The following is a 21,909-nucleotide window of genomic DNA, read 5'->3' on the forward strand; positions in this document are numbered from 1 at the left end:
CACTCCCTTCCTCGGTTATTTATTTGTTGAATCTGGCTTATCATTCGATGCTTTTGAAATCGATTCACGCATTGAAGTATCCGCTTGAATATTTTTGTAATTCATATAATCCATAATACCAAAGTTACCAGAACGTAACGCTTCTGCAATCGCCATCGGAACTTCTGCTTCCGCTTCAACTACTTTCGCTTTCATTTCTTGCACTTTCGCAACCATTTCTTGCTCACTCGCTACGGCCATTGCACGACGTTCCTCAGCTTTTGCTTGTGCAATGTTTTTATCTGCTTGCGCTTGCTCAATTTGAAGCTCAGCACCAATGTTTTTACCGATATCAACGTCCGCGATATCAATTGATAAGATTTCAAACGCTGTACCAGAGTCTAAACCTTTTGAAAGAACTGTCTGAGAAATTAAATCTGGATTTTCTAATACTTTTGAATGCGATACACTTGAACCAAGTGTCGATACAATCCCTTCACCAACACGGGCTACAATTGTTTCTTCACCCGCACCACCGACTAAGCGGTCTAAGTTGGCACGTACGGTAATACGCGCTTTTGCTTTTACTTCGATACCGTTCATCGCAACACCCGCAATAAACGGTGTTTCGATTACTTTTGGATTTACTGACATTTGTACAGCTTCTAATACGTCACGACCAGCTAAATCAATCGCTGCTGCACGTTCAAAAGTTAACTCGATATTTGCGCGGTGTGCTGCAATTAATGCGTTTACGACGCGGTCTACATTACCACCAGCTAAATAATGTGACTCTAATTGGTTAATTGTTACTTCAATACCCGCTTTATGTGCTTTAATTAACGGGTTTACAATTCGTGACGGAATTACGCGACGTAAGCGCATCCCAATTAGTGTGAAAATACTTACCTTTACACCTGCTGCCAGTGCGCTAATCCATAGTGCAACTGGAACAAATGTGAAGAATACTGCTAAAATTACAAAAATAACAACGATCGCAATTATTAATGAAATTGCTGCTGCATCAATCATCATTTAACTTCTCCACCTTTTTCATTTTTTTCTCTCACAACAACACGTGAGCCTTCTACCTTAATAATTTCAACATTTTTCCCCGCATCAATGTAACCGCCTTCTGTCACGACATCGATCCGTTCTTGGTCTAGCATAATCGAACCAGCTGGACGTAAAGGAGTTAAAGCTTCCCCCGTCTTTCCGATAAGTTCAATTCGATTCATATTCGACACATAACCATCCTCTGTTTTCGTTGCATCATTTAAAATCAGTCGATTAAATACATGTAACTTTTTGCCAAAGAATTTCATAAGAATCACCATTCCTATTACCGCAATAATCATTGCGATTAAAATTGAGTACGCCATATGAACAAAGCTTGCTCCTGCGAAAAGTAAACTACCTATGATGAGGATTCCTCCAATAATACCAACGATACCACCTGGAACGATAAACTCAGCCAACAGTAGAATTAGCCCTACAACAAAAACAATAATCGTTTCATAACCTGCAAATCCAGCCACTGTGTGTCCAAAGAAAAACAAGCCTAGTGAAGACAAGCCCATAATCCCCGGAACCCCAAAGCCAGGAGAGTACAATTCGACAACTAACCCGATGCTCGCAATGGATAATAAAATTGGCACAACAACCGGATTCGTAATGAGTCTAGCAAGCTTTTCTGAGAAAGTTGGATCAACCTTCACGATTTCACTATCCCCTAAATCGGCCATCTTCAATACTTCTTGAACCGTACTTGCCGTTCCCTTTGAATACTTCACCTCTATTGCATCATCAGCCGTTAGCGTCAAAAGTTGTCCTATAGGGGCTCTATACTCTTCTAAATCAACGTTTTTATCCGCCATCGCAAGGGCATATTTCGGATCTCTCCCTGAACTTTCGGCAGCGGAAGTCATCTGTGCTAACCACGCGCTATTTGCCTTTTCATCGGCAGCATTTCCAGCTGAATCAATGACTGCCGCCGCACCCATTGTCGCATTAGGTGACATATAAATCTGATCTGCATGAAGTGCGATAAAAGCTCCTGCTGAATGCGCTTTCGAATTGATAAAGGCGATAATTGGAAGTTGTGTTTCATCCATTAACTTTCCTATATCCGTTGCAGCATCAACAAATCCGCCAGGTGTATGTATTTCTAATAGGATTGCCTTCGCGTTATTTTGCTCCGCTTCCGCAAATCCACGCTTCAAATATTGGTAAAGACCTTTTTCCACTTCATCCTCAATCGTGATTTCATACACTTTACCGTTCGCAAACGCGGTCATAGAAGGTACGATTAGAAGAAATGAAAGGACAATTAGAAAAATCCAACTGAACCCCTTTGTACGTTGCATTATATCACCCCATTTCTAAAAAGTATGTATAGTTGTTATACGGATGACATTGTAAAAGGTTTCAAATTTTATGAATTACTTTTCAAGCAGTTTATTGGTAATTTCTTCACATTTTTCATTATACGCTAATTCTTATCAAATATTAATTATATTCTCTTTTATGTTTAAGATGCCGTTTAATCCAAAAAATACATCAGTAAATTTCTCAAAAAAACGCAAATAACCCACAAATCGAAATTTGTGGGTTATATCATTTGTCTGCTCAGTTCAATCTGAAAATTGCGTGTTATGAACGTAGGGATTTACAGGGAAATTACCACTTACGTTTACGTGCAGCTTCTGATTTCTTCTTACGTTTAACACTAGGTTTTTCGTAGAATTCGCGCTTTCTAACTTCTTGAATTGTACCTGATTTTGATACAGTACGTTTGAAGCGACGAAGAGCATCTTCAAGCGATTCGTTTTTGCGAACGACAGTTTTTGACATCTCTCTTTCCCTCCCTCCGAACACACGTCAATACAAACATTAGCTATTAGTTAATGTGTACTAAAGTAGTATATCGTAACATTATATAAGAGTCAATAAAAAAAATAGATTTTAATAATTCGATTTTGAAGTTAGACCATTCATAATTGCAACACCCGATGAAGCACCGATACGCGTCGCACCATTGTCAATCATTGCCTTCATATCTTCCAGACTACGTACGCCCCCAGAAGCTTTGACGCCGATTGTTGGACCTACCGTTTTACGCATTAGCGCGATATCTTCTGCCGTAGCCCCGCCCGTTGAAAAACCTGTAGAAGTTTTTACAAAGTCAGCACCTGCTTCGACCGCTAATTCACATGCTTTTACTTTTTCTGCGTCCGTTAATAAACATGTTTCAATAATGACTTTAACTAAAGTGCCATTTGCCGCATTCACTACCGCTTTAATATCTTCCAAAACAACGTTAAATTGGCTATCTTTTAACGCACCGATATTAATCACCATATCGATTTCGCCTGCTCCGTTTGCAATGGCATCCTTCGTTTCATACGCTTTAACAGCTGAAGTTGATGCTCCTAGTGGAAAACCAATCACTGTGCATACTTTTACTTCCGTGCCGGCTAATTGCTCTGCACAAAATTTTACCCAAGTAGGATTTACACACACCGATGCAAAAACGTATTGTTTTGCCTCATCACAAATTTTCTGAACTTGCTCCACAGTTGCTTCTGCTTTAAGTAACGTATGATCAATCATTTTTGCATAATTTTGAGTCATGATAAATTGCTCCCTTTACGTTTAATAAGTTGTCCGTACCTCTTCCATCATAGCATGTAATTTCCTATACGAAAAATGTCAGACAATTTTTTCCCCATTCATCTTCAGCAAAGCTAAGTTCAATTATTTTATCCGTATTACCATGTTCATATTCATTCCGAAAACAGTCAATTCGTGATGAAAATAAAAACAATGTAAAACTAAAATGCATTCTAGTTTACATTGCTTTCATTTTAATTATTGTGCTTGCTCTTCCAAAATACGAACAAATTGTCCTTCGTTATATGGATAACCTGCTTTTGTAATCTTTACTTTTGTCAGCTGACCAACCATCTGTTCTGTGCCTTCGAAAATAATTTTCAAGTAGTTCGTTGTATACCCTACATATAAATTTTCATTGGCCCCATCTTTAAAGCGTTCTTCCGGAATGACCTCTAACACTTCATCCTCAAAGCGCGCGGCATATTCTTTTGCCAATTGATCATTTAACGTAATTAAACGATGTACACGTTCATTTTTCACTTCTTCATCTACTTGGTCTTCCATGCGGGCAGCTGGTGTTCCTGTACGTTGTGAATAAGGGAATACATGTAATTCAGCAAATTTATGATCACGAATAAAGTTATACGTTTCCATAAATTCTTCTTCCGTTTCACCTGGGAATCCAACAATAACATCTGACGTAATCGCTAAATCAGGTAATGCTACTTTTAACTTTTCTAAGCGCTCTGCGAAAAACTCCATCGTATATTTACGACGCATACGTTTTAGCACCGTGTCTGAGCCTGATTGAATCGGAATGTGTAAATGATTCACAACAATTTCAGAGTTTTGTAATACTTCAATGACCTCATCTGTTAATTGAGACGCTTCAATAGAAGAAATACGTAAACGTTTTAAGCCTTTAACTTGTGATTCTAAATCGCGTAATAATTGCGCTAAATTATAATCTTTGAAATCTTGCCCGTATCCACCTGTATGAATACCCGTTAAGACGATTTCTAAATAGCCTGCATCGACTAATTGTTGTGCTTGGCGAATCACTTCTTCTGGATCACGAGAACGCATTAAACCACGCGCCCAAGGGATAATACAGAACGTACAGAAGTTATTACAGCCTTCTTGAATTTTAAGCGAGGCACGTGTTCGGTCTGTAAATGCTGGTACGTCTAATTCCTCATACACACGATTTTTCATGATATTGCGCACCGCATTAATCGGCTGACGTTCTTCACAGTATTGCTCAATATAACCAAGCAACTTTTCACGATCTTGTGTACCAACAACAATATCAACACCTGGAATCGCCATAATTTCTGCTGGAGAAGTTTGCGCATAACAACCTGTAACACAAATAACCGCATCCGGATTTTGACGGATGGCGCGACGGATTACTTGACGAGATTTTTTATCACCTGTATTTGTTACCGTACAAGTATTAATAATATATACATCTGATTGATGATTAAACTCAACGCGATCATAACCTTGCTCTTTAAATAATTGCCAAATCGCTTCAGTTTCGTAGTGATTCACTTTACAACCTAAAGTATATAGACTCACGGTACGGACGCTTTCTTTTTGCATAAAATTCAACCTTTCAATATTGCACTTTGTTTCTTATTATTTGATATAAACTTAGTGAATTTATTTTTATATATATCATTTATCATAACATAATCCTTTTGAAATCAGTACTTTTTAAGTTTCTTTGTACACATAACAAAAGCGCCTTCCTGTTTTAGGTAGCGCTTTTGTTCACGGCAATCATTCAAACTCGTAAGAAATCGCAGCTAATGCATATAATGGCGCTGTTTCTGCTCGTAAAATACGGGGACCGAGTGACATCGTTTGTGCACCAGCCTCGATCAATGCTGTACTTTCTTGACGTGAAATACCGCCTTCTGGACCAAATATGCATAGTATTTTTATTGAGTTATTAGCAGATAGTTTTTTGAGCTTATCCGAAAACTTTGTACGTTCTGCTAATTTTGCATCTTCTTCATCGGCAATAAATATCGCATCGTATTCATTTATTTTTTGTAAAAGTTGCTTAAAACTAATAGGGTATTCGATTACCGGTACATGTGTACGATGCGATTGCTCTGCTGCTTCCTGGGCAATTTTTTGTAAACGTTCTTGGTTTTTCTTACCCTTTTTTTCATCCCATTTCACAATTGAGCGTTCTGCTGCAAACGGAAGAAGTGCATGCATCCCTAGTTCGGTTCCTTTTTGCGTAATGAGCTCTAATTTATCCCCTTTTGGTAAACCACACGCAATGTCGACTTGAATCGGCATTTCAGGTGATGGAATCGTTTGACCTGTTTGACGAACAATGACATCCAACTCTAGTGAAATAATTTCGCAAATATGGGCAACATCATTTTGAACAATGATGATTTGATTGCCAATAGACATGCGCATTACTTTACTTATATGACGCGCATTTTCGCCACTAATCGTAAATTCCTGTTGATCACTTGCTGGCTGTTCTACAAAATAACGTTGCATTTAATTTCCCTCGCTTTTCAATCAATCTTTATTTAGACAAAAACAACAGCCGCGCAATATGCAGCTGTTGTTTTATTTAACTTGATTTAGCTGGGGTTCAAACCCCAGCTAAATCAAGTTAAGCTCCGGCGGATATCACAGATTTTTTTAAGGAAGTTTTTCGAGCAAGCTCGAAAAAATCTGGACACAATTACGCCGAGGCGTAATTGATCTATGGACGGCGTGAAATAATCGCTACCCAGTCTTCCATCATCAACACTTCTTCAATGATGAAGCCTGATTTTTCAAGTGCTTCTTTTACATCATCTTTTTTCGCACCAATAATACCCGATGTCACATAAAGCCCACCTGGTTTTACGATTGAATAAGCATCATCTGTAAACGAAATAATAATATCAGCTAAAATATTCGCTACTACGACATCTGCTGGTTCTTTTACCGTATCTAGTAAATTACCGTGGAATACTTCAGCGATTGAATCCACTTTATTTAAAACAATATTTTCACGAGCAGCTGTAACTGCCACTTCATCTAAATCTAAAGCATGCACACTTTTTGCACCAAGCATTGCCGCTCCGATTGAAAGTACGCCTGACCCCGTTCCAACATCAACAACCGTATCGCCCTTTTGTACAACTTCTTCAAGTGCTTGTAAACACATAACCGTTGTCGGGTGTGTACCTGTTCCGAATGCCATACCAGGATCTAACTCGATAATTAATTCATCGGTACTTACTGGCGTGTATTCTTCCCAAGTTGGCACAATTGTAAATCGCTCTGAAATTTTTACTGGATGATAATATTGCTTCCATGCTGTTGCCCAATCTTCCTCATCAATCTCGCATAGCGTCAAAACATTTTCACCAATATTAATATCAAAATTAACAAGGTTGGCAATTGCCAGTTTGATTTCTTCTACTGTTTCAGATAGGAAACTTGATGCAGATAAGTATGCTTTTAAAATGACACCAGTCTTTGGAAAGTCTTCTGGATTCAAGGCGTAAATTTCGCCAAATTTGTCAATTCTTTCTTTATCTAATTCTTTTGAATCTTCTATCACTACGCCGTTTGCGCCTGCTTCGTGTAGAATGTTCGTTACTGCATCAACTGCATCATGTGTCGTTAATATCGAAAGCTCTGTCCACTTCACTTACAATTCACTCCCTCGTTAGTCGCCCTTAATCTTCTTTTTAATTTTATCGAATAGTGAGCTTCCTTGTTCTTCTGGAATATCGCCACTAATTTCGGCAAACTCACGTAATAATTGTTTCTGTTTTTCTGTTAATTTCGTTGGTGTGACAACATTGACGATGACATATTGATGCCCCATACCATAACCATGTACGTTTTTAACACCTTTATCTTTCAATCGGAATTGCGCGCCTGATTGTGTACCTACTGGAATTTTTAATTTTACTTTTCCATGAATTGTCGGTACTTCAATTTCGTCACCTAATGCCGCTTGTGGGAATGTAAGTTTTAACTCGAACATAATATCGTCGCCGTCACGCTCGTAAAACTCATGCTTACGAACTGAGAATACGATATATAAATCACCAGAAGGCCCGCCATTAAAGCCCGCTTCACCCTGGCCCGATACGCGTAGTTGTTGGCCGTCATCCACACCTGATGGAATAGTAATTTTGATTTTTTTCTTTTTCGTTACTTGGCCAGCGCCACGACATGTTGAACATTTATCCACGATGATTTTACCTTGACCACGACAGCTTGGGCATGAGCGTTTATTCATCATGCGGCCAAATGGCGTATCCACTGCTTGGTTAATTTGACCAGCGCCGTTACATTGTGAACATGATTGTGGCGTCGTTCCAGGTTTTGCACCTGAACCATGACAAGTGCCACATGATTCTTCTGTCGGAATTTCAATTTCAGTTTCTTTTCCGAATACAGCCTCTTCAAACGTAATGTTCATACGGTATTGTAAATCGTCACCTTTGCGAGGCGCGTTTGGATCTTGACGACGTCCGCCACCTCCAAAGAATGAACTGAAAATATCTTCGAAGCCGCCAAAACCTCCAGCTCCTCCACCACCAAATCCAGCATTTGGATCTTCATGCCCAAATTGATCATAGCGTGCACGTTTTTGTTCATCAAAAAGAACTTCATATGCTTCTGCTACTTCTTTAAATTTTTCATCCGCACCTGGTTCTTTATTAATGTCTGGGTGAAATTGTTTTGATAGTTTACGATAAGCTTTTTTTATTTCATCTTTGCTTGCACCTTTTGCTAGGCCAAGCACTTCATAGTAATCGCGCTTACTCATGATTCACTCTCCGCTCTTTTTACATAACGTCTATTTTAACATGTTAAAAAAATGATGTATACAATTTGCTACACCATTCATTGTTTTTTAAGGACGCTTATATATATTTTCTTCCATGCATTCACTTTTACCTATCACTTAGAAAAAGCCAAAGCCGCAAGCGGTCTTTGGCCTTCAAAAAGAATGAATTATTTATCGTCTTTTACTTCTTCAAAGTCAGCATCTACGATACCATCGTCTTTTTTGCCTGCATCCGCGCCGCCAAAGTCAGCACCTTCTGCACCGCCTTGAGCCGCTTGTGCTGCTGCCGCTTGCTCATAGACTTTCATTACTAATGGTTGTAATACGCCATCTAATTTTTCTTTAGATGTTTTAATACCTTCAAGCTCACCTGCTTCAAGTGCTGCTTTTAGTTCATCACGAGCATCTTCTACAGATTTCTTTTCGTCTTCTGTAATTTGCTCACCTAAGTCTGTAATTGTTTTGTCCACTTGGAACACTAATTGGTCTGCTTCGTTGCGAAGATCTGCTTCTTCTTTACGTTTAGCATCTGCCTCTGCATTTGCTTCAGCATCTTTAACCATACGTTCGATATCTTCATCTGTTAAACCAGAATCAGATTGAATTACGATTGTTTGCTCTTTTTGTGTACCAAGGTCTTTTGCTTTTACAGATACGATACCGTTTGCATCAATATCGAATGTTACTTCGATTTGTGGAATGCCACGTGGTGCTGCAGGAATATCTGATAATTGGAAGCGGCCTAATGTTTTGTTATCCGCTGACATTGAACGCTCACCTTGTAATACGTGAATGTCTACTGCTGGTTGGTTATCCGCTGCAGTTGAGAATACTTGTGATTTAGACGTTGGGATTGTTGTGTTACGATCGATTAATTTCGTCATAACGCCGCCCATTGTTTCGATACCAAGTGATAATGGTGTTACATCTAGTAATAATACGCCTTGCACATCACCTGCAAGTACGCCACCTTGTACAGCTGCACCCATTGCTACAACTTCATCCGGGTTTACACCTTTATGTGGCTCGTGACCAGTTGCTTTTTTGATTGCTTCTACTACTGCTGGAATACGAGTAGAACCACCAACTAAAATCACTTTATCTAATTCAGAAGCTGATAGACCCGCATCTGATAATGCTTGACGAGTTGGAATAATTGTACGTTCCACTAAGTCTTGTGTTAATTCATCAAATTTTGCACGTGTTAATGTTACTTCTAAGTGAAGTGGACCATCTGCACCTGCAGTGATGAATGGTAATGATACTTGAGATGAAGTAACACCTGATAAGTCTTTTTTCGCTTTTTCAGCTGCATCTTTTAAACGTTGCATTGCCATTTTATCTTTTGCTAAATCAATGCCGTTTTCTTTTTTGAATTCTTGTACTAAGAAGTCCATCACTTTTTGGTCGAAGTCGTCACCACCAAGTTTGTTGTCACCTGCTGTTGCTAATACTTCGAAAACACCGTCAGCTAACTCAAGGATTGATACGTCAAATGTACCGCCACCTAAGTCAAATACTAAGATTTTTTGGTCGATATCTTGTTGATCTAACCCGTAAGCAAGTGCTGCTGCAGTTGGTTCGTTAATAATACGTTCTACTTCAAGACCTGCAATTTTACCAGCGTCTTTTGTCGCTTGACGTTGTGCATCATTGAAGTAAGCTGGCACTGTAATAACAGCTTTCGTTACTTTTTCACCAAGATAATCTTCTGCATAACCTTTTAAGTATTGTAAGATCATTGCTGAAACTTCTTGAGGTGTATATTCTTTATCTTCAACTGTTACGTTTTCAGCCGTACCCATTTTTGATTTAATTGACATGATTGTGTTTGGGTTTGTTACTGCTTGACGCTTCGCTACTTCACCAACCAGTTTTTCACCATTTTTGAATGCAACAACTGATGGAGAAGTACGGTTACCTTCTGGATTTGGAATTACTTTTGGTTCTCCGCCTTCTAAAACTGATACACATGAGTTTGTTGTTCCTAAGTCAATACCGATAATTTTGCTCATATTTCGTTCTTCCTCCTAATATTGAAACACATTAAAATTGTGTTTAATCATAATAATGAATTTGCTAGAATGCCATACTTTAGACGAAGCATGGCAAGGTTCTTATTTATTTATTTGTTTATTCGTTTACAGATACCATTGATGGGCGTAATACGCGATCTTTTAAGCTATATCCTTTTTGCAACTCACGTAAAATAATGCCTGCTTCTTTTTCGCTATCTTGCTCTTGCATAACTGCTTGGTGTAAGTTCGGATCGAATTGTTCACCTTCAGCTGCAATTACTTGTAAACCTTCATTTTGTGTTGCAGATACCAGTTGCTGATATACCATATCGACACCTTTATAAAGAGCCGCCGCTTCATCCGTAGTTACTTCCACTTGAAGCGCACGATCTAAATTATCTAATACAGGTAAAAGTTCAGTTAAAATCGACTGTGCGCGATATTTTTCAGCTGCTTCACGATCTAATCGACCGCGACGAAGTAAGTTATCATAGTCTGCACGTAAGCGAACGTAACGTGCTTCCTCATCTGCTAACTTTGCCGTTAATTCTTGAATTTTTGCCTCTTGTTCATCAACAACTACCTCTTCAGTTTCTACTGCCTCTGGTGCTGTTTCCTCAATTGTTGTTTGTTCAAGCTCTTCGTTTGTCTTTGTTGTTTCCGTCACTTGTAATCCTCCTTAAAGCTTATCATTTGTACCTTTCATAAAGGCTTGCGATAAACCGTTGCGCATCACTTCAAGCAAAGTAACGACACGCTTATAATCCATACGCGTCGGACCAATAATCGCAATGGCCCCTTGCTGTTCTTCATCCAATAAAAAGGAAGCGGTAATGACACTACAGTTTTCCATCGCCAAATGATTATTTTCTGAGCCAATCCGAATTTGAATACCCGATTGCTGTTGGTTAAATAAGGTATGCACTTGGCTTTTCTTATCGATTAAATCCATCAGCATCCGGACTTTATTTAAATCGTGGAACTCAGGTTGATTTAACATATTGGACTTACCACCATAATACACATTTCCTTCAGACTGGTTAGCAGAAATGGATACTAAAGATTGAATGATTGATTCTGCTGCATTGACATGCTGTTTTAATATTGATAATGCTTCTGTTTCCAGTTTCATCTGAAAATCGTGAAGTGGCACACCAACAAGGCGATCATTTAAAATGTTCACCATCTTTTCTATTTCTGAAGGACTGAATCCTGATGGTAACGGTAATACTCTATTTTCAACATGGCCATTGTCCGTTACGATAATGGCAACTGCTGTTTGTTCCGTTAATGGAACGATTTGGACTTTTTTTACGCGATGTTTTTTGACATCTGGTCCGAGCAAAATTGTTGTATACGTAGTTAGTTCCGACAAAATATTGGCGGACTCTCGAATGACTTTTTCTGCTTCGAACATTTGCTTTTCAAATAGCGAATGAATTTGATTGACATCATTTCCTGAAATAACTTGTGGTTTCAGTAAATGATCTACATAAAATCGATAACCTTGTTCGGATGGGACTCTCCCGGACGATGTATGCGTTTTTTCTAAAAACCCTAATTCCTCCAGGTCCGCCATTTCATTTCGAATCGTAGCTGCACTAAAAGTAATTCCTTCTTTTTTAGCTATCTGACGCGAACCAACAGGCTGAGCAGACATCACAAAATCATCCACGATTACTTGTAATATTTGTAACTGCCGATTTGTTAACATCTTTATCACCTCTGTTAGCACTCGCATAAGAAGAGTGCTAATATATTATATAAATTAGCAAATCTCTGGAATATTGTCAACGAAATCGTTCTACAAATTTATTCCCCTAGTAAAAAGCGTTGGAAAACTTCATTGCCTAAAAATCGACCTTTTCTCGTCAAGCGAACTCCTAAGTCATCTGCTTGCACTAATTGCTGTTCTACAAGCCCCGATATAATGTTCTCGTAATAGGCAGACATCGGTTTCGGAAATTTATTTTCAAATTCTTCATGTTTTACACCATTTGTTTTTCTTAGTCCTAAAAACATTTGCTCTTCCAGCTTTTCTTCAAATGTCACAACATGTTCATGAAGCAATGGTCGCTTCCCGGTTTGAACTGTTTCGATATACTTTTTAATCGGTGCAACATTCGAATAACGAATACCTTGTAAATAACCATGTGCGCCTGCACCAAAACCTGCATACTCATCATTATCCCAATAAATTTTATTATGCGTAGACAAAAAGCCATCCTGCGCAAAATTACTTATTTCATATTGTTGAAGTCCATGCGCTTGCATCGTATCCATTAATACACCGTACATGTCTGCCTCTAAATCTTCAGCAGGTAGATTTAACTTGCCTTTTGCATATTGAATATAAAAAATCGTTTTCGGCTCTACAATTAACGAATACGCAGAATAATGAGGGAGTTTTAATGCGAGTGCCTGTTCTAATGTATGTTGCCATTGTTCCATCGTTTGACCTGGTAAACCATACATTAAATCAATACTAATATTTTCAAATCCAACTTGTTTTGCCTTTTCAACGGTTTCATACACATGATCATTCGTATGGGTACGGCCGATTTTTTCTAGCAATGATTGATCAAATGACTGAACACCCATGCTTAAACGATTAACCCCTCCATCATAGAGTGCCTGTAATTTATCCACAGTAAGTTCATCTGGGTTTGCTTCACTACTAAACTCTTTTACGTTTGACATTGGAATATGTTTCACAATTAATTGTGTTAAACGACGAATTTGAGTAGCAGACAGCGCAGTTGGCGTACCACCACCTAAAAAGATTGTTTCCACATTTGAAAAAGCGTCTGGATAGGCTGCCACGGTCATTTCCATCTCTTGTCCAAGTGCTTCTATATATTCATCCACTGGTTGGTTTTTAAAAAATACTTTGTTAAAGTCACAATAATTGCAAATTTGATGACAAAAAGGAATGTGAATATATACACCTCTAGCCATTCAATCACTTCCTTTAGTAAATTCATTTTCATACTTTATTGTAGCGTTTCTTTCATAAAATACAATTTTAAAGGACGTCTCGTTTATATGAAGACAAAAAAATTCGTACCCAATGAAGAGTACGAATTTATATTTATATAGAAAAGGCGAGTTCTTCTTTATTAATCAACATAATAAAGTCCATCGCATTTAAGTTTGGTAATTGCGCTGCAAACTGTTTTGCTTCTGCAACCGATTGAAATTGAAATGCATCCAGTTCTTTCGTTAATTCAAATTGATCGCCTACTAAGTGAATCAAATAAAGACGAACAGTTGGGTAGCATCGCTTCGTTGCATCGAAATTTTCTGATGCGACAATGACCCCCATATCATTTGATACTGGACTAATTATCGTTTCGAGAATATGCAGTTCATCAAGGACAAACCACTCAGGTACATTAAGTTGAAATTGACTGTTCATAAAATCCATCCCCTCACTGAAGTTTTGTTGTAGTACACGGTCAAACGCTGCAACTGCTTACATTCAGCTGTAAACTTTAATTTTACTAGTCATCTCTCTCTATCTAGTAACGAAAAAATACATACACAATTAACGGCATGACAAACAGGGTTATCTACAGTCCAATATGACACATGATTTTTTCAATATCACTAGTTTACTACAATCAATATTTTATTAAAAGTGCAAAAATTAAAAAAATTATTATTATTTAGTTTTAAAACAATAGGTATATTACATTAATGGGATTTCTTATATTTTATTGTTAAATATAGGTTTAATCTTTTCAGTGCAAAGTCATCTCCTATAACAATTTAAATTCTAAACCGACCGATTGCGTGTGTTAACGTGCGCATATATTTGGCGATGTGAAGAATTTCATCATGAATATCATTCGTTGCTAGCTTTTGCGTGGCAATTTGTTGTTTCACATGTTGCATAGAAGCTAAATTTTCTTCAGAACGATCACTTAACTCCACCGAATTTCGTGCGACAGCTTGAGTATGCTTTGCAATATCATTCATTATTTGTGAAACTTGCTCCATTTGAGGGCCAATTTGTTGCACTTGTTCGGTTATTTCACGGAATTTAGTGGCGCTATTTTCGGTTGTCACAACGCCGTAATCGACCGTTTTCATTGCCTCATCCATACTACGTGTCGCCTCATACGCTTCCTGCTGAATGGCAGTAACAATCGATGCAATTGATTTTGTAAATTCTTTTGATTGATTTGCTAATTTTTTGACCTCATGTGCGACAACAGCAAAACCTCGACCATGCTCACCCGCACGCGCCGCTTCAATCGATGCATTTAACGCTAATAAGTTCGTTTGATCGGCAATCGCATGTATCATTTCTACCGCTTTTGTAATATGTAGGGATTGCTCATTTACCGTATAAATGGTAGCGCTCGCCTTTTTCATCGACTGTTCCACTTCTTGCATTTGCATTAAATTTTTATGTACCATTTCCTCTCCTTCAACCGCAGTTTCAATTGTCTCGCGAACATAATGATCAATATGCTGCATGCGATTCGACATTTCATCAATACCCGAAGCCACTTGCTGAACAGATGCTGCATTTTCTATAAGTTGTGCTGTGGAATACTGCATGGAGCTAGCCATTGATTCAGCATTCATTGCAACATGAACGGCGACTTTCGTAATTTGCTCCGAGTTATTTTCAAGTTCCTCATTCGCTTTTGTGGCAGAATTCGCATTTTTTCGGACCGTTTTTAATAATTCCTTAATATCGTCCACCATTAAATTAAAATATTTCGTCGTTTCTCCCAGTTCGTCATTCGCACGGTATGCAGCATATTTCGTAAAGTCCCCTTGCTGCGCCAAGCGAAACAACTCCCTTAACTCACGAGTCGGTCTATTAATTGCACGTGTTGCCTGAATGCTAACAATAAGAATAAGCACAGTCAGTACAAAGCCGATAATCATGATTAATTTATAACCAAATGCAATATCCTTTTCATGTGCAATGAGCTGCGCAGAAGCACGTGATAGGATGTATTCATTAATTTCCACTAATAACGAATTGGATGCATTCGAAGTTAATTGATTCACATAATACTCCATTTTAGAATCAAAAGCGTTTGTCTTGAATTGCTGCAGTTGCTCATTCGGTATGCTATTTGTTTTTTCAAGTTGCTCCTTCATGTGATAGGTCAAATCAATGAGCAATAACTTTTGTTCATACATGGACTTTGTTTCTTGTTCCATTTTTCTTAAATAATCCATGCTAAATACCGTCAATATTACATTCGATACGATACAAACAATCATTAACAAGGCCAAACGATCTTTAATTTTTATAAACTTTCGAAAGCGCATTTTATAATACCCCATTTATATGTAATCTTTATTATTAGTATAGGTAAATACTGTTAACGTGATTGGTTGTATTTGTTAAATTACTGTAAATGGTTTGGAATATCTTACAGGACTATCCAAGATGCGTTGGGGTGTTGGCATACGTTGTAGCGGAGAATAGCAGAGGTAAAGGAGACAAAAATAAAGCAGTTCAAATTTTATTAACGTAAAATTTGAACTGCTTTTCATTTTAGAGAGTGTATTTTCTCAAGCTCATTATGAAAGCTTAAGGGGTTATTGATTTGCTTCTAAAGCAGATAATTCTTCAATTGATTTTGCATTTTCTAGTGCTTCAGTAGGGATTGTAATTGTTGGCACGGCATTAAAGTCGGAATACTTCGTTGTTGATTTATTTTTAATACCCATTTCAACGCCTTCCATATTCATGCCTATCCCGAAGTCCATAACGATTTCCTCAATATCAAAAGTTTCCTTATTAACTTTAAATTCATAAGTGAAATTGTCGAACTTTATATTTTTCATTTCAGCAAGAACTTCCTCGTCTAGACCTAAGTTCATAGAAGCCATTTGCTCTTGAATGAGCTCAGTAAATTTATCACCAGTACCTGTTAATGTTAGCGTGTAGTAACCATCAGCTTCTTTAATTGTGAAATCAGATGCAAATTGTTTTAGCATTTCTAATTGCTGGCCAGCATTAGGTTGCGCACCCGACTGAGCTAATAACTCTGTATACATTTCTGAAGGGAATTTAATCCATGTTTTTGTCGCTCCCTCATACATAAACATGCCATCTTTTTCAGTCATATACATTTTTAATGGCAAATCAATTGATTCACCTGTTGTAGGGTCAGTCGTAGACATCGTACCTTCAATAAAGAACTGCATTGGACTGTTAACAATTGACATATCTAATTTTCCAGTAGCATCGATTTTAATTCGTTCTTCACCTTCTTGGATATCCATCGATTGTGTCATTGTCATTGTTGCTTTTAAGCTAGATGTCGCCTTCTGTTTTTCTACAACCTTTGTAAAAACAGTTTCTAATAGCGCAGTGTCTTCCGAAGTTTTAGAAGGCTGCTCTTCTTTTGGGTCAGTTGGTTCAACAACTTCTACATCTTCTTTAAATTCGTTCATGACATTAAAGATATAGGTTGCTAGCTGACCACGTGTTACAGAGTCCTCTACACCAAATTCCGTATCACTCACGCCATTTGCGATATCGTTTTCATATAAAGCAGTTACGTAATACGCGTACTCATTGTCCTCAAGTACATCGTTGAATGGACTTTTACCTTTAGCCTCTAAGTCTAATGCTTGTGCAAGCATGTAAGCAAATTCGCCGCGCATAATCGTTTCGTTTGGCTCAATTGTGTTATCCTCATAGATTTCAATTGCTTCAAGCGATGCCAATGCTGCGATAGGACCGTAGTATTGGTGAGATGCTGGAATATCTGTAAACTTTGGATCCACTACATTTTTCGTATCAAGACCAAGTGCACCAGCAAGCATTTTCGCTGCCTGACCACGTGTCACGTCTTGCGCTGGTTTAAAAGTACCGTCTGGAAAACCATTGATAATCCCAGCTGCGTGCAATTCTGTAATCGCTTTGTAATGCGTATTGTCTTTAGTGACATCCGTGAAAGATCCCGCAGCTGAAGCTGGAGCAACTGCTACTGCAGTCGCTGCTAATGAAGCAACTGCTACTGTGTAAAATTTCTTTTTCATATTAATATATCCTCCTAAAATCAATTGTGCCTTAGAACTTCACATAAATTATGTATTAGTAACAAAGGCTTTATCTTAATTCGGTAGCGTTCTGATGTAGCTACTAAATTAGAAACAAAGTAAGTGATTGTTTATAAAATGGGAAATATCCCCTATGAAACGAAAAGTCTAAGTACTGAATGTATCTGATAAGCGATAAGTTAAGTTGCTTTTCAGATAACCTTATTCAAAAAGCATTTAATTAGTCTGTCTATATTGTACAATTATCTTTATAATTAAACCATATATGTTTTATTTTGGTTTATTACCATTACGTGGGGATGACAAAATTTAATTTATTTTATCGGGACCGTTTTGCTACGCTACGGGAGACCAACACGATGTTGGTCACGAATGCGTTGCCACACGATGTGGCGCTTTTAGCATTTGTTCCACTATTTCCGGGGGCGTGGCTACAACTAACTGTTCTGTGCCTCTGACGGCGGCACAGAACAGTGGATTTTCCGCGCACGCTGGATCCCCAAGGAGTCGCCCCCCTTCGCTCCGCAGCACTCTATTTTGGTAGAGAGTTTTTAGTGTGGACATGCGGTCAGCCCACCAAAGTAATACAGAAGTCGATTAGGAAAATCAACCCCATAATTTGGTGATGAACCAAATGGCTTTCACTAAAGTAAAAAAACACCTACCTTGTAAGATTAAGTACAAGTAAGGGTAATCGTCCATAATATCTTATTCAATAGTGTTTCTAATAAAATGTTACACATTAAATGAAAATGCACATTGCTAAATGCAAATTTTAGTGATGTGCATTTTATTTTCTTTACATTCAGCTCCTACACCTACCCAAATCGCATGATTACTGCCACAACTTTTTACCACGTGTGACATCTTTTTTACCACTGAATGCCAAGGTATTTACCACACAGTGCCAATGTATGTACCAACACGCTAAAATGGCTATTTATCCTTGCTAATTCAAGTGGAACTCATGTGGCTTGACACTTGCGCCAGAGAACCAGGTATGTACGTGCTGGCTCTGCCAAACGAGGCTATCATGCCCGCCGCTCGGTATAAAGCCTGGCTCCGAACGAGTAATGGTAAACTTATTGGCACACACTGGTACATTTCTTAGCAACTACTGGTACAAAAGACGGCAAGGGTGGTACATTTAGTTGGGGTTGGCAGTAATCACATATTATCAAAGACTTCTAATTCTTTATCATCCATTATCATAGCTCCTTTTCTACTAAAGTTATTAATAGCTTAAAGAATAGTTCAAAACTATCTCTTTATGTAATTTACCGAATTAAAGTAAAAACCCTCTTATCTAGCCATGATTTATTTACATTTAAAAAGGAGTCGACTATAAATTATAGTCGACTCCTTTTGGTTAGATATTAAAATGTTAAACATCTTATATAACCATAAATATCATATTTTTTTATTATCTAGTTGACTTTTAATAAAAATAAATGGTGGTTTTTTAATAATTCATTACATAAATTCTTTTGTAAATTGGGCAAATTGCTCTTCTGTTAAACGAATGTCAATATCCGTTAATGGCAGCTCTGAGTAGCCTTTAATTTTATCTTGATAAGAAGTCGTTTCTTGATCATGATAAATAATTCCCGTTACTAAGCCTTCATTTTTCATAACGGTTTGCATGGCCATTTCACGATTCGTATAGTCATAGTCTTCCACATCAGAAAGCTTCGTTAAGTTTTCTTTGAACCATTCATACGTGTTCACCTTGTTGTATGTTACACATGGTGAAAAGACATTGATGAACGAGAAACCTTTATGATTTAAGCCAGCCTCGATGATTGCCGTTAATTCTTTAATATCTGTTGAGAAGCTTTGCGCAACAAATGTCGCACCGCTCGTTAAAGCGACTTCTAACGGTTTTAAAGATGGCTCAATTGCCCCACCCGGTGTTGATTTCGTAATGAAACCAGCCGCAGAACGTGGAGATGTTTGCCCTTTTGTTAAACCGTAAATTTGGTTGTCCATTACAACGTACGTAATATCAATATTACGGCGAATTGCATGAATTGTGTGCCCCATACCGATCGCAAAACCATCACCGTCACCACCAGATGCAATGACTTTTAAATCTTTATTGGCCATTTTTAAGCCTTGTGCAATTGGTAAAGCACGGCCATGAATTCCGTGGAAACCATATGAGTTAATATAGCCTGAAATACGTCCTGAACAGCCGATACCAGAAATAACAGCTAGTTCATTCGGTTCACAGCCAACATTTGCCGCTGCACGCTGAATTGCTGCTTGTACAGAAAAGTCACCACAGCCTGGGCACCAGTTTGGTTTTACTGAATTCCGGAAATCTTTAAATGTTGCCATAATTAAATTTCCTCCTTCACTAAGTTAGTTAATTCACGTGGTAAGAACGGTGTACCATCATATTTTAAGACGTTTCTCATCTTCGCATGACCACCGATATTCATCTTCATAATATTCGCTAATTGACCTGTTGCGTTATTTTCAACAACAATGACTTTTTTAGCTTTATCAAAGAGTACAGCCATTTCTTCTGATGGGAATGGGTGAATCAGCTTCACATGTGCATGATTCGCTTTAATTCCTTCTGCATTTAATACTTCCTGTACTTCTTCCAGTGCACCGCGTGTTGAGTTAAATCCAACTAATAATACATCTGCATCTTCATGAGGTGCATTTACATAAACTGGATTATCGAATTTTACCGCATCAAGCTTACGCATACGTTTATCCATCTGTGTACGGCGGTTGCCCGTTGCTTCAGAAGGCTTTCCTGTTTCATCATGCTCGACACCCGTTACATGGTGAATCCCACCTTTTGTACCAGGTAATATACGTGGTGACACGCCATCTTCTGCATTTTCGTAACGCTTGAAATAATCCTTCGTTTCAGGATCTTCCACTTCTGTCACAATTTTACCGCGACGAATCTCAATTTTGCTGTAATCGAATGGATCAACTGATTGCTTACCTAATGATAGCTGTAAATCTGTCATGACGATTACTGGCAGCTGTAATTCTTCTGCAATATTAAATGCTTGGATCGTATCATAAAACGCTTCTTCAATCGTTGAAGGCGCAATAACGACTTTCGGAATTTCACCATGCGTACCGTACAACATCGCCATTAAATCTGATTGCTCTTGCTTCGTAGGTAGACCTGTTGATGGACCACCACGCTGTGTATCGAAAATAACGAGTGGTTGCTCCGTCATACCTGAAAGACCGATTGCTTCCATCATAAGTGACAGACCAGGACCTGCTGAAGCTGTGAATGCACGTACTCCACCATAGTTGGCACCGATTGCCATTGTTGCCGCGGCGATTTCGTCCTCTGTTTGAATAACAGCACCACCTACAAGCGGTAACTTCTTAATCATATATTCCATAATTTCAGAAGCTGGTGTAATCGGGTAAGCTGCCATAAAGCGAGAGCCTGCTGCTAATGCACCAAGCGCTGCTGCGTCATTCCCAATCATGAACATACGACGCTTACCGTCCGCTGGTACCAATTGCCATTCACCTACACGCTCACCAATTTGACTTGCAATCGCTTCTCTACCGCGCTGAATCGCTTCAATATTTTTCGCTACAACTTCTTCACCTTTACGGCCAAAAATCTCATTTACAACACTTTGGAACACAGATTCTTCTAAATTTAATAAGGCTGCTGTTGAACCAATTGCGACCATGTTTTTCATTAATGACGTACCAAGCTCTGCTGCGATTTCTGTAAATGGTACAGCAAATAATGGTGCCACACAGTCTTCTGGATTTTTCGGATTGAACTTTGCATCCGCTAAAATAATACTTGCTGGTGTTAATTCTTTATAGTTTACGTCAATTGTTTCTTGATCAAATGCAACTAAAATATTTAAATCGTCCGCAATCGAGCGTACTTCTGTTGGACGAACCGTAATTTTATTATTCGTATGGCCACCTTTAATGCGAGAAGAGAAATGACGATATCCGTATAGATAATAACCTAAACGATTCATTGCCATCGAGAAAATTTCACCAGTACTCTCGATTCCCTCACCTTGTTGCCCACCGACTTTCCATGAAAGCTGATGTAACATATAAACATCTCCTTAAGATTGCTTTTTAGTGTAATGAAAATAGCCATATATAAAGCGGCTAAATAGAGTTATTTTCCTTCATTAGTTTAACATGAAGTGGCTACGTGTACTATTGCAAATGTCATATTGACCCTAAAAATCAGACCTTTGACGGAAAATTTTGTACGTAATTTTACGAACAACAAAAAAAGCCTGAAGCAAGGTTGGGACTGACCCCCGTATATAAGACAGAGGTCAAAAAAGCATTAATCCAACCAGTTGTCGGTATTGAACCGGCGACTGGTTGTTTAATTTCGCTTGTATTCGGATATAGTTATAATACTTTATATAGTCATTGACAGTT

The 21,909-nt window shown here is 38.3% G+C and carries 18 protein-coding genes; all 18 read right to left on the reverse strand.

Annotated features, from left to right (window positions below; all coding sequences use genetic code 11):
* Positions 1-15: 15 nt before the first annotated feature.
* Entirely contained in the window at positions 16-1,014 is a 999-nt protein-coding gene (gene floA, locus ACQKIH_RS16395; protein WP_057989627.1) for a flotillin-like protein FloA, read from the reverse strand.
* Positions 1,011-2,345: an NfeD family protein gene (locus ACQKIH_RS16400; protein ID WP_427767909.1), complete on the reverse strand. Its 1,335-nt coding sequence runs from the start codon at positions 2,343-2,345 to the stop codon at positions 1,011-1,013. Before ACQKIH_RS16400 ends, floA begins: the two co-directional genes overlap by 4 nt.
* Positions 2,346-2,658: 313 nt before the next feature.
* Positions 2,659-2,832 (reverse strand): 30S ribosomal protein S21, encoded by a 174-nt coding sequence (rpsU, locus tag ACQKIH_RS16405; RefSeq protein ID WP_004227078.1) that lies wholly within the window; start codon positions 2,830-2,832, stop codon positions 2,659-2,661.
* Positions 2,833-2,943: 111 nt separating this feature from the next.
* A complete protein-coding gene (deoC, locus tag ACQKIH_RS16410) occupies positions 2,944-3,612 on the reverse strand; it encodes a deoxyribose-phosphate aldolase (protein WP_427767910.1) in 669 nt (222 codons plus the stop codon).
* A gap of 237 nt (positions 3,613-3,849) precedes the next feature.
* On the reverse strand, positions 3,850-5,199 hold the full coding sequence (mtaB, locus tag ACQKIH_RS16415; RefSeq protein ID WP_427767911.1) for a tRNA (N(6)-L-threonylcarbamoyladenosine(37)-C(2))-methylthiotransferase MtaB: 1,350 nt from the start codon (positions 5,197-5,199) through the stop codon (positions 3,850-3,852).
* A 180-nt stretch (positions 5,200-5,379) separates the two neighbouring features.
* Positions 5,380-6,123 (reverse strand): 16S rRNA (uracil(1498)-N(3))-methyltransferase, encoded by a 744-nt coding sequence (locus ACQKIH_RS16420; protein ID WP_427767912.1) that lies wholly within the window; start codon positions 6,121-6,123, stop codon positions 5,380-5,382.
* 211 nt (positions 6,124-6,334) lie between these two features.
* The gene (gene prmA / locus ACQKIH_RS16425; protein WP_057989637.1) at positions 6,335-7,273 is read right to left on the reverse strand and encodes a 50S ribosomal protein L11 methyltransferase; all 939 of its coding nucleotides are present in this window, start codon (positions 7,271-7,273) and stop codon (positions 6,335-6,337) included.
* An 18-nt stretch (positions 7,274-7,291) separates the two neighbouring features.
* On the reverse strand, positions 7,292-8,407 hold the full coding sequence (gene dnaJ, locus ACQKIH_RS16430) for a molecular chaperone DnaJ (protein WP_427767913.1): 1,116 nt from the start codon (positions 8,405-8,407) through the stop codon (positions 7,292-7,294).
* 188 nt (positions 8,408-8,595) lie between these two features.
* Positions 8,596-10,443 carry a molecular chaperone DnaK gene (dnaK, locus tag ACQKIH_RS16435; RefSeq protein WP_057989643.1) on the reverse strand — a complete coding sequence of 616 codons (1,848 nt, stop codon included), beginning with the start codon at positions 10,441-10,443 and terminating at the stop codon, positions 8,596-8,598.
* A 118-nt stretch (positions 10,444-10,561) separates the two neighbouring features.
* Complete coding sequence (grpE, locus tag ACQKIH_RS16440) at positions 10,562-11,113, reverse strand: nucleotide exchange factor GrpE (protein WP_427767914.1); 552 nt, start codon at positions 11,111-11,113, stop codon at positions 10,562-10,564.
* A 12-nt stretch (positions 11,114-11,125) separates the two neighbouring features.
* Positions 11,126-12,160: a heat-inducible transcriptional repressor HrcA gene (gene hrcA / locus ACQKIH_RS16445; protein ID WP_057989647.1), complete on the reverse strand. Its 1,035-nt coding sequence runs from the start codon at positions 12,158-12,160 to the stop codon at positions 11,126-11,128.
* Positions 12,161-12,258: 98 nt separating this feature from the next.
* Positions 12,259-13,404, reverse strand: coding sequence for a radical SAM family heme chaperone HemW (gene hemW, locus ACQKIH_RS16450; RefSeq protein ID WP_427767915.1), 1,146 nt, complete (start codon positions 13,402-13,404; stop codon positions 12,259-12,261).
* A 133-nt stretch (positions 13,405-13,537) separates the two neighbouring features.
* Positions 13,538-13,864, reverse strand: coding sequence for a geranylgeranyl pyrophosphate synthase (locus tag ACQKIH_RS16455; protein WP_427767916.1), 327 nt, complete (start codon positions 13,862-13,864; stop codon positions 13,538-13,540).
* A 353-nt stretch (positions 13,865-14,217) separates the two neighbouring features.
* Positions 14,218-15,744 (reverse strand): methyl-accepting chemotaxis protein, encoded by a 1,527-nt coding sequence (locus ACQKIH_RS16460; RefSeq protein ID WP_427767917.1) that lies wholly within the window; start codon positions 15,742-15,744, stop codon positions 14,218-14,220.
* A 273-nt stretch (positions 15,745-16,017) separates the two neighbouring features.
* Positions 16,018-17,469, reverse strand: a complete 1,452-nt coding sequence (locus tag ACQKIH_RS16465) for a DUF6612 family protein (RefSeq protein WP_057989655.1) — start codon at positions 17,467-17,469, stop codon at positions 16,018-16,020.
* Positions 17,470-18,963: 1,494 nt separating this feature from the next.
* The gene (locus ACQKIH_RS16470; protein WP_427767918.1) at positions 18,964-19,830 is read right to left on the reverse strand and encodes a 2-oxoacid:ferredoxin oxidoreductase subunit beta; all 867 of its coding nucleotides are present in this window, start codon (positions 19,828-19,830) and stop codon (positions 18,964-18,966) included.
* Positions 19,831-19,832: 2 nt separating this feature from the next.
* The gene (locus tag ACQKIH_RS16475; protein ID WP_427767919.1) at positions 19,833-21,566 is read right to left on the reverse strand and encodes a 2-oxoacid:acceptor oxidoreductase subunit alpha; all 1,734 of its coding nucleotides are present in this window, start codon (positions 21,564-21,566) and stop codon (positions 19,833-19,835) included.
* 234 nt (positions 21,567-21,800) lie between these two features.
* Positions 21,801-21,909, reverse strand: a 109-nt coding sequence (locus tag ACQKIH_RS16480) for an IS3 family transposase (RefSeq protein WP_427767920.1), incomplete at its 5' end; no start/stop codon positions are given.

The sequence above is a fragment of the Solibacillus cecembensis genome, assembly GCF_050272495.1.
Lineage (GTDB): Bacteria > Bacillota > Bacilli > Bacillales_A > Planococcaceae > Solibacillus > Solibacillus cecembensis.